At 51.4% G+C, this 14,465-nt stretch carries 13 protein-coding genes; 2 read left to right on the top strand and 11 right to left on the bottom strand.

Going from position 1 to position 14,465, the window contains the following annotated elements; genetic code table 11:
• Positions 1-46: 46 nt before the first annotated feature.
• Positions 47-628, top strand: a complete 582-nt coding sequence (locus Hfont_RS11135) for a PAS and helix-turn-helix domain-containing protein (RefSeq protein WP_162845922.1) — start codon at positions 47-49, stop codon at positions 626-628.
• A gap of 8 nt (positions 629-636) precedes the next feature.
• On the opposite strand, the gene Hfont_RS11130 is transcribed toward Hfont_RS11135, so the two are convergent.
• Positions 637-1,413 (bottom strand): SDR family oxidoreductase, encoded by a 777-nt coding sequence (locus Hfont_RS11130; protein WP_112992496.1) that lies wholly within the window; start codon positions 1,411-1,413, stop codon positions 637-639.
• A gap of 231 nt (positions 1,414-1,644) precedes the next feature.
• On the opposite strand from Hfont_RS11130, the gene Hfont_RS11125 reads away from it, so the two are divergent.
• A complete protein-coding gene (locus Hfont_RS11125; RefSeq protein ID WP_181666454.1) occupies positions 1,645-3,273 on the top strand; it encodes an electron transfer flavoprotein-ubiquinone oxidoreductase in 1,629 nt (542 codons plus the stop codon).
• Between the two features lie 81 nt (positions 3,274-3,354).
• On the opposite strand, the gene Hfont_RS11120 is transcribed toward Hfont_RS11125, so the two are convergent.
• The 10 genes from Hfont_RS11120 to nuoG all read right to left on the bottom strand — a co-directional run bounded on the left by Hfont_RS11120 (position 3,355) and on the right by nuoG (position 14,461).
• On the bottom strand, positions 3,355-3,909 hold the full coding sequence (locus tag Hfont_RS11120; RefSeq protein WP_112992494.1) for an NUDIX domain-containing protein: 555 nt from the start codon (positions 3,907-3,909) through the stop codon (positions 3,355-3,357).
• A gap of 105 nt (positions 3,910-4,014) precedes the next feature.
• Positions 4,015-4,320 (bottom strand): DUF2818 family protein, encoded by a 306-nt coding sequence (locus Hfont_RS11115; RefSeq protein WP_112992493.1) that lies wholly within the window; start codon positions 4,318-4,320, stop codon positions 4,015-4,017.
• Between the two features lie 16 nt (positions 4,321-4,336).
• A complete protein-coding gene (nuoN, locus tag Hfont_RS11110; protein WP_112992492.1) occupies positions 4,337-5,821 on the bottom strand; it encodes an NADH-quinone oxidoreductase subunit NuoN in 1,485 nt (494 codons plus the stop codon).
• A gap of 48 nt (positions 5,822-5,869) precedes the next feature.
• The gene (locus tag Hfont_RS11105; RefSeq protein WP_112992491.1) at positions 5,870-7,360 is read right to left on the bottom strand and encodes an NADH-quinone oxidoreductase subunit M; all 1,491 of its coding nucleotides are present in this window, start codon (positions 7,358-7,360) and stop codon (positions 5,870-5,872) included.
• 27 nt (positions 7,361-7,387) lie between these two features.
• On the bottom strand, positions 7,388-9,484 hold the full coding sequence (gene nuoL, locus Hfont_RS11100) for an NADH-quinone oxidoreductase subunit L (protein ID WP_112992490.1): 2,097 nt from the start codon (positions 9,482-9,484) through the stop codon (positions 7,388-7,390).
• A gap of 28 nt (positions 9,485-9,512) precedes the next feature.
• Complete coding sequence (nuoK, locus tag Hfont_RS11095) at positions 9,513-9,821, bottom strand: NADH-quinone oxidoreductase subunit NuoK (protein ID WP_112992489.1); 309 nt, start codon at positions 9,819-9,821, stop codon at positions 9,513-9,515.
• Positions 9,822-9,831: 10 nt separating this feature from the next.
• The gene (locus Hfont_RS11090; RefSeq protein ID WP_112992488.1) at positions 9,832-10,470 is read right to left on the bottom strand and encodes an NADH-quinone oxidoreductase subunit J; all 639 of its coding nucleotides are present in this window, start codon (positions 10,468-10,470) and stop codon (positions 9,832-9,834) included.
• Positions 10,471-10,539: 69 nt separating this feature from the next.
• Entirely contained in the window at positions 10,540-11,028 is a 489-nt protein-coding gene (nuoI, locus tag Hfont_RS11085) for an NADH-quinone oxidoreductase subunit NuoI (protein ID WP_112992487.1), read from the bottom strand.
• Positions 11,029-11,060: 32 nt separating this feature from the next.
• On the bottom strand, positions 11,061-12,134 hold the full coding sequence (gene nuoH / locus Hfont_RS11080) for an NADH-quinone oxidoreductase subunit NuoH (protein WP_112992486.1): 1,074 nt from the start codon (positions 12,132-12,134) through the stop codon (positions 11,061-11,063).
• The gene (nuoG, locus tag Hfont_RS11075; protein ID WP_112992485.1) at positions 12,134-14,461 is read right to left on the bottom strand and encodes an NADH-quinone oxidoreductase subunit NuoG; all 2,328 of its coding nucleotides are present in this window, start codon (positions 14,459-14,461) and stop codon (positions 12,134-12,136) included. Before nuoG ends, nuoH begins: the two co-directional genes overlap by 1 nt.
• Between the last annotated feature and the right edge of the window lie 4 nt (positions 14,462-14,465).

Here is a 14,465-nt window from a genome sequence, read left to right as displayed (position 1 = left end):
TAGCACACCACCATCAGTCCGGACAAATCTGAACACGAGGCATTGCATGATGACATCAGCAAGAATCGATTATGAAAGCATTTTTCAGTATGCGCCTGTGGGCATGTGCATTTCGCAGCATCGCGTGATTCACGCCAGCAATGATGCGCTGGCAACCATGTTCGGTTACGCCAAAGATGCTCTCAGCGGACAGTCGTTTGCCATCCTGTACCCCAGCTACGCAGAGTTCGAGCGCACAGGTGCACGTATCGTTCCCATCATGAATGTCAAAGGACATTATTCCGACGAACGCATCATGAAACGGGCCGACGGCCAGTTATTCTGGTGTCATGTCAGTGGTCGCGCGTTAGTGCCAGACGATCCGCATGCGGCAGGAATCTGGACCTTTGAGGATTTAAGCGAGAAAAGACCGGTTACGGCAGAACTAACACCGCGCGAACGAGAAATCGCCGCAATGCTGGTCGATGGAAAAACCAGCAAAACGATTGCACGTCAGATTGGATTAAGCCCGCGTACAGTAGAAATGCACAGGGCAAGATTGATGCGAAAATTTGCCGCGACCACGGCCAGCGAGTTGATTAATCGCTTGCTGGGTGTATCGCGACAAATTGAAAAAGCAGAAATGTAAACGGCGAATCAGGCAATACTCATTCCGTCATCCGCCGTCATGATCGCGCCATTGATGAAATGCGATTCTTCCGCGGCCAACAGTAGCAGCAAACCATCCAGGTCTTCCGGCTTGCCGACACGTTTGCGCGGCAAAGCATTGATCAATTGCTGGCCCTGTTCACTGCCGAGGTAATCGAGGTTCATCTCGGTACCGATATATCCCGGGCAGATTGCATTGACGTTGATGCCGAACTTGCCCCATTCCACCGCCATCGATTTGGTCATGTGCACGACAGATGCTTTGCTCATGCTGTACAAGCCAAGTTCCGGTACGACGCGCAAACCAGCTACTGATGCGATGTTGACTATGCGATGCTGCTTGCGCGCGTCGCCTTTGTAGCGTGCGATCATGCGCTTGGCAACTTCCTGTGCAACGAAGAAGGCACCGCGTTGATTGGTATCCATCACAAATGCGTATTCTTCCGGCGTCACATCGACCAGACGACCGCTACCGGAAACACCAGCATTGTTAACCAGAATATCGATTGCACCAGCTTCCGTTTCTGCATGCGCAATCGCCGATTTGATGCTTGCATAATCAGTGACATCCAGCGTCACGACATGCGCCGCGCCGCCTTCGGCTTCGATCTCGGCACGTAATTCCTTGAGCCTGTCCACACGGCGAGCAGCCAGCACCACTTGCGCTCCTGCCATCGCCAGCACTTTCGCGAAACGCGCGCCAAGTCCGCTGGAGGCACCTGTGATCAGGGCGACTTTGCCTTCAAAATTAACTTCAATGCCCACGAATTTCTCCTGACTTTCTCTTGATTAATTAACGCACTGAAAATGAAAAGTGACGTTAGAGGCGTTATGATTACACGAAAGCGCAGCAATGCGTGTTTTTGCACTTCGCATACACTGAGAAACCGGGGACAATGACGGTTTCGCCCGCAGATAATTTGACTGTTTTTACCCATGACAACAAACGCATCCACAGCATCCAGCCTGCTCGAACAATACGGCCCACGCGAAGCGATGGAATACGACGTCGTGATCGTCGGTGGCGGACCGGCCGGCCTTGCTGCCTCCATTCGACTCAAGCAACTTGCAGCAGAACAAAATCATGAAGTGTCAGTCTGCGTTCTGGAAAAAGGCGGCGAACTAGGCGCACACATACTTTCCGGCGCAGTGATGGACCCGCAAGCGCTGACCGAATTACTGCCGAACTGGAAAGAACTGGGCGCACCGCTCAACACAGCGGTAAGCGAAGATCGTTTCTTGTTCCTGACTGAAAGCAAGGCATACAAAACGCCTAACTTCATGTTGCCAGCCTGCTTTCAGAATCATGGCAATTACGTCGTGTCACTGGCGAATGTCGTACGCTGGCTGGGTCAGCAAGCCGAAGCACTCGGTGTGGAAGTTTTCCCGGGCTTCCCGGCTGCAGAAATCCTCTACAACGACGACGGATCGGTGCGTGGTGTCGCGACCGGCAATATGGGCGTAGATCGCGCCGGCATTCCTACTGCCGCCTTCCAGCTTGGTATGGAACTGCACGCGAAATACACTTTGTTTGCCGAAGGTGCGCGCGGTCATCTCGGCAAGCAGTTGCTGGAAAAATTCGATCTGAACAAAGACAAGGCACCACAAAGCTACGCGATCGGCATCAAGGAATTATGGGAAATCGATCCGGCCTTGCATCAACCCGGCCTGGTGATTCATACCGCCGGCTGGCCGCTCGCCAACGATACTTACGGCGGTTCATTTTTATATCATCTGGAAAACAATCAGGTCGCCGTTGGTTACGTCGTCGGCCTCGCTTACGACAATCCGTACCTGTCGCCGTTTGAAGAATTCCAGCGCTACAAAACGCATCCTGAAATCAGCAAATTTTTCAAAGGTGGCAAACGTGTTTCCTACGGTGCACGCGCGATCACTGCCGGCGGTTTGCAATCCTTGCCCAAGTTGGTGTTCGCCGGCGGCGCATTGATAGGCTGCGACGCAGGCTTTCTAAACGCAAGTCGTATCAAAGGCAGCCATGCTGCAATCAAGAGCGGCATGATGGCGGCAGACGCGGCATTTGCGGCCCTGCAAGGTGGTCGTCAGTACGATGAACTGAGCGACTATCCACAGGCATTCGAAAAATCATGGTTGCATGAAGAGCTGCACGTCGCGCGCAACTTCAAACCATGGATGAGCAAAGGTTTGTACACTGGTGCACTGATGGTGGGTATCGACCAATTAATCTTGCGCGGCAAAGCACCATGGACCTTGCGCAATACGCATGCGGATCACACCTGTCTGCGCCCTGCTGCAGAATTCCAACCGATCGCGTATCCGAAACCGGACAATACGCTGACCTTCGATAGACTGTCATCGGTATTCATCTCCAACACCAACCATGTCGAAGACCAGCCTATCCATTTGACCTTGAAAGATGCCAGCGTCCCGGTCGACATTAATCTGGCACGGTATGCAGGGCCAGAGGCACGTTACTGTCCAGCAGCGGTGTACGAGTTTGTCAAAACCGATGCAGGTGAAGACAGGCTGCAAATCAATGCGCAAAATTGCGTGCATTGCAAAACCTGCGACATCAAGGATCCTACGCAAAACATCGTGTGGGTGACGCCTGAAGGTGGCGGTGGGCCGAACTATCCGAATATGTAATCCGAATATGCAAAACAAAAAAGCCGCTATGCGGCTTTTTTTACGATAATTTTTTCGTGAAATGATATTAAAGCTTCCGTACTAAAGCGTCCACGTACCGTTCAAAATTTTCTCCAGCCAGAATGCGCCGATCACCGTCTTCACATCGGTAATCTTGCCTTCCCTGATCCAGGTCAGTAAATCGTCTGGTGTCGCCTTGAAGGTATCAAGAAACTCTTCATCGTCCAGCTTGCGTTCGCCTTCGACCAAACCTCGCGCCAGATACAGATCAAGGTGCTCATCTGAATATGCGATCGCATTATGTATCGTGCAAACGAATTGCCAGTCAGTCGCCGTATAGCCCGTCTCTTCCAGCAATTCACGCTTGGCGCACGCCAATGGTTCCTCACCCGGATCGATTTTCCCGGCAGGAAATTCAATGAATACGCGATTGATCGGATAGCGAAATTGACGCTCCATCAACACACTGCCATCGTCCAGCAAGGGAAGAATCACCACCGCGCCGGGATGCTTGATGTACTCGCGCGTAGTTGGCTGCCCATTCGGCAATCGCACCGTATCGCGCTGCACTTTCAGGAAAGAACCATCGTAGGCCAGTGTGCTGTCGATGCGGATTTCTTTTAAATGATTATCCATACTTAAGCTCCGAAATCAGGCCGGACAGAAATAGTAAATTGAACGCAGAACAGAGTGAAAAAGAAAAACGAACTGAAGCGCAGCAAGCGTGATGCAAGCGCCCTATCAATGATGCCGTCTGCGCATATAACGCATGACAAAGCCTGGATAAGCCAATACCAGAAATAGACAACCGGTCACGGCAAAGAATTCCCAGCCTTGCGGGAAAACGCTGCCAATACGCGATTCCAAACCACGCGCGACGAGGCCAACCACAAGATACAGAACGAAGAGTTCGATCAGACGCAACCATATCGGCTTGAACCCCGAAGGAAGGGGAACAAGCGCGAACAGGCGTTCATTGAAGAAAGGAAGGTTGGCGCTGAACAGCGCCAACAGAATTACGAACCAGCTTGCTAAGGAAACATCCACTCTCAGCAAGCAGTCATCAGGACGCCAGCGTCTTGACGATAGCAGCAGCGCACGCTGTCATCAAAGGGCCCGGTACCAAGCCTAGCAGCAGCAAGGAAGCGCCATTAATGCTCAATGCCACGCTCATGTCCTTGTTGATAACGATTTTCGAATTATCGATAGGCTCGTCAAAGTACATGACTTTGACTACGCGCAGATAATAGAAAGCACCAATCAGCGAGAACAGAACAGCGACAATTGCGAGCCAGATTTGACCAGTACTCAGGACAGCCTGCAACACTGACAATTTCGCGTAGAAACCAACCACTGGTGGTACACCAGCCAGCGAGAACATCAACATCAAGGTGACCAGTGCAAACCATGGGCTGCGTTGGTTCAAACCTTTGAAGTCGTCGATATTGTCAGCCTCGAAGCCGGCACGCGACAACAACATGATGACGCCGAACATACCCAGCGTCGTCAACACATACGTGATGACATAGAACATCGCAGCGCTATAACCATTGGTTGTCGAACCATCGGCACCAACTACCACGCCAGACAAGATACCCAACAGGATGAAACCGATTTGCGAGATGGTCGAATACGCCAGCATGCGCTTGATATTGGTTTGCATGATCGCGGTAATGTTACCGATCGCCATCGACAGCACGGCAAGGATGGTCAGCATTTGCTGCCAATCGATGACCAAGGCAGGCAACGTTTCCACCAACAGACGGATCGTGATCGCGAAGGCGGCCAGTTTTGGGGCGCCACCCAACATCAGGGTCACGGCAGTTGGCGCACCTTGATAAACGTCAGGTACCCACATGTGGAAAGGAACAGCACCGAGTTTGAATGCCAGGCCGGAAACCACAAACACCAGACCGAAAATCAATACAGGTTTGTTGACTGCACCGGTAGAAATAACGCGTGCAACTTCAGTCATGTCGAGCGAACCGGTCGCACCGTACAACATCGAGATGCCGTACAGCAGGAAGCCAGAGGCCAAAGCGCCCAATACAAAGTACTTCATCGCTGCTTCGATCGCTGCGGTATTCTCGCGACGGAAAGCAACCAAGGCGTACAAAGCCAGAGACATCATTTCCAGACCAAGATAGACGATCAGGAAGTTGTTGGCCGAGATCATGACCATCTGACCCAGCAGGGTAAACAGCGACAGAATATAGAACTCACCACCCAGACGACCATTCACCATTTGACGGTCTTCCAGATACTGGCGCGAATAGATAAATGTCAGGCCAATCGCGATACAAGTGCAGACCTTCAGCAGGCTGGACATAGGATCGGAGACGACCATGTTGCCAAAACCATAGACCGTTGCACCGGCATTGAAGTCACACAGGCTAAGTGCAGCGCAAACGATCAATGTCGCCAGCGACAACACATAAGTGATGTAGCGTTTCGCATCCGACAGAAACAAATCAATCAGCAAAATTGCGCAAATCGCAGTTGCCAGGAATATTTCAGGAAGGACGGATATCAGATTCAAATTATTCATTTTGTCGCAGTTAGTGTGCGTTCAGTTGCGCGATTGCGGAGCCGTTTATTAATTAAGTTTCGAAATCGAGACGTGCTTCAGCAAGTCGGTAACCGAAGTTTGCATCGCATCGGTGAAAGGCGCCGGATACAGGCCCATTGCCAATACAGCAATCGCCAGCACGCCCAACATCAGGAATTCACGCTTGTTAATATCTGTCAGTTCCTCGACGTGATGATTCGACACTTCACCGAAAATCACACGCTTGGCCAGCCACAGGGAATAAGCAGCACCAAGAATCAGCGCGGTCGCGGCCAGCATACCAATCCAGAAATTGAACTTGACTGCGCCCAGGATCACCATGAACTCACCGACGAAGCCGGAAGTTGCTGGCAAGCCGGCATTACCCATCGAGAACAGGATAAAGAAAGCAGCGAACTTAGGCATCTTGTTCACAACTCCGCCGTAGTCGGCGATGTTACGAGTATGCATACGGTCATACAACACACCGATACACAGGAACATCGCGCCGGATACGAAGCCGTGCGAAATCATTTGTACGATACCGCCCTGCACTGCCATGTCGTTAAACATGAAGAAGCCGAGTGTCACGAAGCCCATGTGTGCAATCGACGAATAAGCAACCAGCTTTTTCATATCGGTCTGCACCAGAGCGACCAGACCGATGTAGATCACCGCGATTAACGACAAGGTGATCATGAAACCGGACAGATAATGGCTGGCATCAGGTGTAATCGGCAACGAGAAACGCAGGAAGCCGTATGCGCCCAATTTCAACATGATTGCAGCCAGCACGACTGAACCACCGGTAGGCGCTTCAACGTGAGCATCAGGCAACCATGTATGGACAGGCCACATTGGAACCTTGACTGCGAATGCCATCAGGAAGGCAAGGAAGATCAGGATCTGCGCATCCATAGGCAGCGGCAATGTATGCCATGCCAGGATGTCAAAGCTGTGACCGGACTTGAAGTACAGGTACAGCAAAGCCACCAGCATCAGCAAGGAACCGAAGAATGTATAGAGGAAGAACTTGATCGATGCGTAGACGCGATTTGCACCACCCCAGACACCGATGATGATGAACATCGGGATCAGTGTCGATTCAAAGAATACATAGAACAGCAAGCCGTCGAGCGCACAGAACACACCGATCATCAGACCCGACAAGATCAGGAATGCGCCCATGTATTGGGCAACGCGCTTTTCGATTACTTCCCAAGCCGAGATCACGACCAGGATCGTGATGAAAGCGGTCAACACGACAAACCACATCGACAGACCGTCAACGCCAAGCGAATAGTTGATATTGAAAATATCGATCCACTTGAATTTTTCGACGAACTGCATGCCGTGCGCAGCATTGTTGAATTGGGAAACCAGCGGCAACGTCACCAGGAAACTGGCAATTGCGCCGATCAACGATACGGTACGTGCAACGTTTGGACTATCGTCACGGCCGAAGGCCAGAACGAAGATACCGAACGCGACTGGCAACCAGATCGCGAGACTAAGAAGGGGAAATGTTGACTGCATCATGATTTTTATTTGCTTTACTTCGCTAACTTATTGGGCGAACGATGGGAACGGCAAGAAATAAATCAGGAAACCCAGCACGCCGAGAATCATGACAAATGCGTAGTGATAAATGTAACCGGTCTGCAAGGTACGAACGATGCCTGAGAACCATCCGACAACCTTTGCACTACCGTTCACAATCAATCCATCGATCAGTGTCTTGTCGCCAACTTTTGACAAACCGCCGCCCAGCAAACGTGCGCCACCTGCCCAGAAAAAGTCGTTGAACTTGTCCATGTAGTACTTGTTGTCCAGCAGAGTATGCAATGCGTGGAAATGCTTGAAGAACCATGCAGGTACACGTGGATTGATCATGTAGCAGTAATACGCACTTGCCACACCAGCCAGAGCCAACCAGAAAGGCATGGTCATCAAACCGTGGATCGCCATCGCCATCGCACCGTGGAATTCTTCATGCAGGCTTTCCATTGCGCCGTGCGATTCACCAACCGCAATGACGCCGTTGAAGAAGCTGCCGTGCAACATAGGTTCGATCGCAAAGTAACCGATGATGACCGAAGGAATCGCCAACAGAATCAGCGGCAAGGTCACTACCCATGGCGACTCGTGCGGTTTTTGACCTGGAGCCAAACCGTGGTGTTCATCATGCTCGTCTTCCTGTTCGACATGATGCCCGGCGTGTGCATGATCATCATGCGCAGCAGTAGCAGCATGTGCGTGATCATCGTGATGTGCATGCGCCTTGCCGAAACGTTCTTCACCATGGAATACCAGGAAGTACATGCGGAAGGAGTAGAACGCCGTCACGAATACACCCGCCAGCACTGCAAAATTGGCAAAGCCTGCGCCGGTAATATGCGTCGCATGCACTGCTTCAATGATGCTGTCTTTTGAATAAAAGCCGGAGAACAGTGGCGTACCAATCAGTGCCAGCGAACCCAGCAAGGATGTGATCCATGTTATCGGCATGTATTTACGCAAACCACCCATGTTGCGGATGTCTTGATCGTGATGCATACCAATGATGACCGAACCGGCACCAAGGAACAACAAAGCTTTAAAGAATGCATGTGTCATCAGATGGAACACGGCAACCGAGTACGCCGATGCACCCAATGCAACCGTCATGTAACCAAGCTGCGACAAAGTCGAGTACGCAACCACGCGCTTGATATCGTTCTGAATGATGCCCAAGAAGCCCATGAACAACGCAGTGATCGAACCGATGATCAGGATGAAAGACAAGGCCGTATCCGACAGTTCAAACAGTGGTGACATACGTGCCACCATGAAGATACCTGCGGTAACCATAGTCGCTGCGTGAATCAGTGCGGAAATCGGGGTAGGACCTTCCATCGAATCAGGCAGCCATACGTGCAGCGGGAACTGAGCCGATTTACCCATCGCGCCGATGAACAGGCAGATACAGGCAACGGTCAGCAACATCCAGTCGGTACCAGGCAAGGTCAAGGTAGCGAGTTGTTCTTTCTTCGCGAAGACTTCTGCGTAGTCCATCGAACCAGCGTAAGCCAGCAACAAGCCAATACCGAGAATGAAACCGAAGTCACCCACGCGGTTGACCAGGAAGGCTTTCATGTTCGCGAAAATCGCGGTCGGTTTGGTGTACCAGAAGCCGATCAGCAGATACGAAACCAGGCCCACTGCTTCCCAACCGAAGAACAGTTGCAGGAAGTTGTTACTCATGACGAGCATCAACATCGCAAACGTGAACAGCGAGATGTACGAGAAGAAGCGGTTATAGCCTTCGTCTTCTTCCATGTAGCCGATAGTGTAGATGTGCACCATCAGCGACACGAATGTCACTACGCACATCATCATGGCTGTCAGGCTGTCGACCAGGAAGCCGACCTCCAGCTTGATGCCGGCAACGGTCATCCATGTATACAGATTATCGTTGAAGGTAGCGCCATCGAGCACCAGCGACATCGTGTGCAGCGACAGGATGAAAGCGATCAGCACGCCAAGTATCGTCACAGTATGCGACGTCTTGCGACCAATGATGTTACCGAAAAATTTTGTACCAAACAGACCTGCAATCATGGAGCCGGCAAGTGGTGCCAGCGGTACGATCAGCAAGAGGTTAGGGTTAAGTTGCCCCGCCATGAGTGAACCTTATCGTTATTGTTCGGAATTAGCCTTTGAGGCTGTCAAGATCTTCGGCATTGATGGTATCCAGTGCACGGAACATGGAAACCAGAATGGCAAGACCAATTGCAGCTTCAGCAGCGGCTACCGTCAAGATGAAGAAAACAAAAATTTGGCCTGCTGCGTCACCCAGGAAATAGGAGAACGCGACAAAATTCATATTCACAGCCAACAGCATCAATTCGATCGCCATCAGCAAGATGATGATGTTTTTACGATTCAGAAAAATACCGACTATCGAGATCGCGAACAGGATCGCGCCGAGAATCAGGTAATGTACGAGCGATAACTCCACAACACTCCCCTTATTTTTGTTCTGCTGCAGGAGCAGCTGGTGTTTGATCGTCGCGAGTCGAAACAGCCTTCATCTTCACGATGCGCAAACGATCGCCCGATTTGACTTTGACTGCATCGCCAGGAGAGAAATACTTGCTGTCCTTGCGTTTGCGCATAGTCAATGCAACTGCTGCAACCATGCCGACCAGCAGGATTAACGCAGCAATTTCAAATGCATACAGATATTCGGTGTAGATCAGTTTGCCCAATTCCTTGGTGTTTCCGATCATTGCAGCGCCTTCCGGCACTTGTGTATGCGACTTCCAGAAACCGCGGAACAGAACGGCTGCCATTTCCAGCACGATCACCACACCGATCGTTGCGGCCAAAGGCAGGTAACCCCAGAAACCTTCACGTACCTTGCTTAGTTTGATGTCGACCATCATCACAACGAACAGGAACAGCACCATCACCGCGCCGACATACACCAGCACCAGTACGATGGAGAGGAACTCAGCCTTGAGCAACATCCACAGCGCGGCTGCGGTACAGAATGACAACACAAGAAACAATGCCGCATGAACCGGATTGGAATCAGTGATGACACGTATGGCAGCGAATACAAGAATCGCTGAGAACACGTAAAACAATACAGTTGTAAATTCCATAAGCAGTCAAAAAATCAGCAAAAAGTCAGCAAAAAGTCAGTGCGTTAAGCAACTGCCAATACTATTAAATCAACGATAGGCCGCGTCGGCGGTACGTGCAGCTGCAATTTCAGATTCGTAGCGATCACCAACGGCCAGCAACATTTCTTTCGTGTAGTACAAATCGCCGCGTTTTTCACCGTGGTATTCGAAAATGTGTGTTTCGACAATCGAATCGACCGGGCAGGATTCTTCGCAGAAACCGCAGAAAATGCATTTGGTCAAATCGATGTCGTAACGTGTAGTACGACGGCTGCCGTCGTCACGTTGCTCCGATTCGATCGTGATTGCCATTGCCGGGCAGACTGCTTCACACAGTTTGCAGGCGATGCAACGTTCTTCACCGTTCGGGTAGCGACGCAATGCGTGCAAACCACGGAAACGTGGAGACTGCGGCGTCTTCTCTTCCGGGAACTGCACGGTAATCTTGCGCGCAAACATGTAGCGTCCTGTCAAGGCCATACCCTTGAGCAGTTCACGCAACATCAAACTACCGAAAAAATCCTTAATTGCTTCCATCTTGGCTTCCCTCTTTGCTCAGCCTTGCTGCATTAATTCCAGATATTCCACGAGGTTTTCATCCAGATCGCGACGATCAACAGATAAACCAAAGTCAATGGAATGAATACTTTCCAACCCAGGCGCATGATTTGATCGTAGCGATAGCGTGGGAACGATGCACGGAACCAGATGAACAGAGTCACAACGAACCATGTCTTCGCACCGAGCCAGATCCAGCCTGGAACCCATGTGAACGGAGCCATATCGATAGGTGACGACCAGCCGCCCAGGAACATCAACGTTGCCATGATCGAAATCAGCCACATGTTGGCGTATTCAGCCAGGAAGAACATCGCGAATGACATACCCGAATATTCAACCATGTGACCGGCAACGATCTCCGATTCGCCCTCAACCACGTCAAACGGGTGGCGATTCAATTCAGCCGTACCGGAGATGATATAGATGACGAACATCGGCAACAGAGGCAACCAATTCCACGACAGGAAAGTCAAGCCCATGTTGGCGCCATTCCCCGTAGTTTGCTGCGCCACGATTTCAGACAAGTTCAAGCTGCCCGACACCATCAAAATGATGACCAGCACGAAGCCCATCGCAATTTCATACGAAATCATTTGTGCCGAAGCACGCATCGCACCGAGAAACGCATACTTGGAGTTGGATGCCCAACCTGCCACGATCACACCATAGACTTCCAGCGAAGTAATTGCCATGACGAACAGCAGGCCGGCATTGACGTTAGCCAATGCAGCATCAGGTCCGAATGGAATCACAGCCCATGCGGCCAAGGCCGGCATGATGGTCATGACAGGAGCAATCAGAAACAAAGCCTTGCTTGATTTTGCCGGGACAACGATCTCTTTCAACAAGAGTTTGACGCCGTCAGCGATCGGTTGCAGCAAACCTGCAGGACCGGTACGGTTGGGGCCATGACGAACGTGCATCCAGCCGATGACTTTACGTTCCCACAAAGTCAAATAAGCGACTGCACCCATCAATGGCGCGACAACTGCAATAATTTTTACCAGATTCCACACCAGCGGCCAGTAATAGCCGAGGAACGAGTGACCCGTTGCGTGGATGGATGCCAACAATTGATCCATTACGCTTTCTCCACGCTGATAGAACCAAACATCGCGCCCAAGCCAGCTGTCTCTTGACGACCGGCAGCAACGCGCACCACATTCACTGGCAAGTTAGAAGCAATCGCTGCGACCAGCACTGCACTACCCTCGCCTTGTTTTACTTTGACTTGATCGCCCGCAGCAACACCCAGCTTGGCAGCCAGATCAGCCGACAACCACGCTTTAGGTGCAGCTGCATCGCTGGTTTCCTGCAATGCAGGAGCACGACGAACGATCGCATCGGTTGAATAAATCGATACATCTGCCACACGTTCCAGGGACAAGGAAGGCACTGCAACTGCTGCTTGCGGCGCTACTTTGCTGATGTTGTTCAAACGTGCAGTCAGATTCGCGTCGGCTGGAGCGTTGCTGCCCAGGATTTCGTTGCGAATCGCTTCCGATGTTTCGTATTCAAAACCTGACAGACCAGCCAGGTTGCCCAATACGCGCAGGACTTTCCATGCCGGACGTGTATCACCCAATGGCTTGACGGTACCGTTGAAGCTTTGTGCACGCCCTTCGCAATTGACGAAGGTGCCGGAAGTTTCCGAGAACGGAGCAATCGGCAACAAGACATCGGCGAAATCCATACCGTGTTTGTATGGCGACATGGCAACAACCATTTCAGCCTGATCCAGAGCACGACGTGCCGCTTGCGGATTGTAAGCATCCAATTCTGGTTCTGCGTTCAACAGCAAGAATGCTTTGCGTGGTTGCGCAAAAATCTGCGCAGCAGCAACACCGTTTGCGCCTGCCAGATAACCACCAACACTGTTTGCTGCTTCGGTCAGGAAACCAAATTTTGCATCGGTGTTTTGTGCGATCCATTGTGCTGCAGCGTGCAATTGCGCTGCTTGCGGATGTTGCAAGATTGCGTTGCCGAGCAAGACTGCTTTTGGTTCGCCGGACAACAGGCTAGCCGCGACTTGTTTGGCTTCTGCAGATGCTTGAATATTGTCAAAGCCCGTTGGAGCAGCAATGCCTTTAGCTTGCGCAACTGCTGCCACGACTTCAGACAATGCTGCCAACCAGTCGGATGGTGCCTTGATCATCTTGTTCGCCACCGGCATCAACAGATCGTCGTCTGTTGCGTGCAAGATGCTGACGCTTGCACCTTGCTTGACAGCTTGACGCAGACGCGCAGCCAGCAATGGATGATCTTTACGCAGGAAGGAACCGATCACGAATGCGCGTTTCAACGCAGCGAATTCATTGATCGACATGCCCAACCAAGGCGTGATCGATGCGTCCAATGCTGCATCAGCTTGACGCAGACGGAAATCGACGTTGTTTGAACCCATGCCGCGCACGAGTTTTTGCAACAGATTCAATTCTTCCAGTGTCGAGCTTGGCGTCGCTACTGCAGCGATCGCATCAGCACCGTGTTCATGCTTGATGTTACGCAAACCGTGCGCAACGTATTCCAGCGCAGTTTGCCAATCGGTTTCTTGCCATTTGCCGTCTTGCTTGATCATTGGAGTCGTCAAACGATCTTCGCTGTTCAAACCTTCGTAAGCGAAACGATCTTTATCCGAGATCCAGCATTCGTTGACGTCGTCGTTTTCCAATGGCAGCACGCGCATGACTTTGCCGGCTTTCACTTGAACGGTCAGGTTTGCACCCAGACTGTCATGTGGACTGACTGATTTGCGACGCGACAATTCCCAGGTACGAGCGCTGTAACGGAAAGGTTTCGATGTCAGTGCGCCAACCGGGCACAGGTCGATCATGTTGCCCGACAATTCGGAGTCAACAGTTTTACCGACAAACGATGTGATTTCTGCGTGCTCACCACGACCCAGCATGCCGAATTCCATCACGCCGGCAACTTCCTGGCCGAAACGTACGCAACGCGTGCAATGAATGCAGCGGCTCATCTCTTGCATCGAGATCAGCGGACCGACATCTTTCGGTGCAACGACGCGTTTTTCTTCTTCGTAACGCGAAGAAGAATCACCATAACCGACTGCCAGATCCTGCAATTGGCACTCACCACCTTGATCGCAAATCGGGCAATCAAGCGGATGGTTAATCAACAGGAATTCCATCACGCCTTTTTGCGCCTTGACCGCTTTTTCGCTATTCGAGCGAACGATCATGCCTTGTGCAACTGGTGTCGCGCAGGCTGGCAATGGCTTCGGTGCTTTTTCAACCTCGACCAGGCACATACGGCAGTTCGCCGCGATGGACAATTTTTTGTGGTAGCAGAAGTGCGGGATGTAGGTGCCGAGTTTATTGGCAGCATCCATTACCATGCTGCCCTCTTGCACTTCAACTTTTTTACCGTCTATTTCGATTTCAACCATGGCT

This window comes from Herminiimonas fonticola, assembly GCF_003293745.1.
In the GTDB taxonomy this organism is placed as follows: Bacteria; Pseudomonadota; Gammaproteobacteria; order Burkholderiales; family Burkholderiaceae_D; genus Oxalicibacterium; species Oxalicibacterium fonticola.
This window is presented reverse-complemented; position numbering and strand designations above follow the sequence as displayed.

Coding starts and splice junctions, on each gene's coding strand:
- Hfont_RS11125 (WP_181666454.1), top strand. CDS start 1,645: ATGGAATACGACGTCGTGATCGTCGGTGGCGGACCGGCCGGCCTTGCT.
- Hfont_RS11105 (WP_112992491.1), bottom strand. CDS start 7,360: ATGATGCAGTCAACATTTCCCCTTCTTAGTCTCGCGATCTGGTTGCCA.
- nuoG (WP_112992485.1), bottom strand. CDS start 14,461: ATGGTTGAAATCGAAATAGACGGTAAAAAAGTTGAAGTGCAAGAGGGC.
- Hfont_RS11120 (WP_112992494.1), bottom strand. CDS start 3,909: ATGGATAATCATTTAAAAGAAATCCGCATCGACAGCACACTGGCCTAC.
- Hfont_RS11090 (WP_112992488.1), bottom strand. CDS start 10,470: ATGGAATTTACAACTGTATTGTTTTACGTGTTCTCAGCGATTCTTGTA.
- nuoN (WP_112992492.1), bottom strand. CDS start 5,821: ATGAATAATTTGAATCTGATATCCGTCCTTCCTGAAATATTCCTGGCA.
- Hfont_RS11135 (WP_162845922.1), top strand. CDS start 47: ATGATGACATCAGCAAGAATCGATTATGAAAGCATTTTTCAGTATGCG.
- nuoH (WP_112992486.1), bottom strand. CDS start 12,134: ATGGATCAATTGTTGGCATCCATCCACGCAACGGGTCACTCGTTCCTC.
- nuoI (WP_112992487.1), bottom strand. CDS start 11,028: ATGGAAGCAATTAAGGATTTTTTCGGTAGTTTGATGTTGCGTGAACTG.
- nuoL (WP_112992490.1), bottom strand. CDS start 9,484: ATGGCGGGGCAACTTAACCCTAACCTCTTGCTGATCGTACCGCTGGCA.